A 521-nucleotide genomic window follows, 5' to 3' on the forward strand; every position below is an offset into this window, starting at 1 on the left:
CGCCGCCGGTGCCGAGGGCACGGACCGCGGTGCCGGAGCGGAGCTCGGCGCCGGATGCCACGGCCTGGCGGACCAGGCGGCGGACGAGATGACGGCCGTGCACCCAGGCCTCGTCGGGGTAGAACAGGACCCGGGCCTCACCGGGCATCGTGACGGCGGGTTCGAGGCGGCGGCGCACGTCGGCCCCCGTGTATTCCTCGACCCGGTAGTCCCAACTGGCCAGCAGCTCGGCCGTTTTGAGGATCCGCGCCTGGGTCTCGGGTTCGTCTGCCCAGCGCAGATGGCCGCTGGGATACCACCACGAGTCCGGTCCGATGGCCTTGGCCAGGTCACGGTGGGCCGCCATGCCCGCGACGTTCAGGTCGAAGTAGGACCTGCTCACGGTCTTGTTGCTGGCGTTGACCCACGAGAAGGACCAGTTGGTGACGCCCTCGCCCGGCCGGCCCGCGTCGATGAACACCACGTCGGCGCCGCTCCGGGACAGGTTCCAGCCCACGCAGGCTCCCAGGACGCCCACGCCG

General features: G+C 71.8%; 1 protein-coding gene. It reads right to left on the reverse strand.

What is annotated here, in order from left to right; all coding sequences use genetic code 11:
* A partial coding sequence (locus TN53_RS42110) for an FAD-dependent oxidoreductase (protein ID WP_324609658.1) occupies positions 1-496 on the reverse strand: 496 nt, incomplete at its 3' end.
* Positions 497-521: the final 25 nt, after the last annotated feature.

The organism is Streptomyces sp. WM6386, assembly GCF_000972385.1.
Taxonomy (GTDB): domain Bacteria; phylum Actinomycetota; class Actinomycetes; order Streptomycetales; family Streptomycetaceae; genus Streptomyces.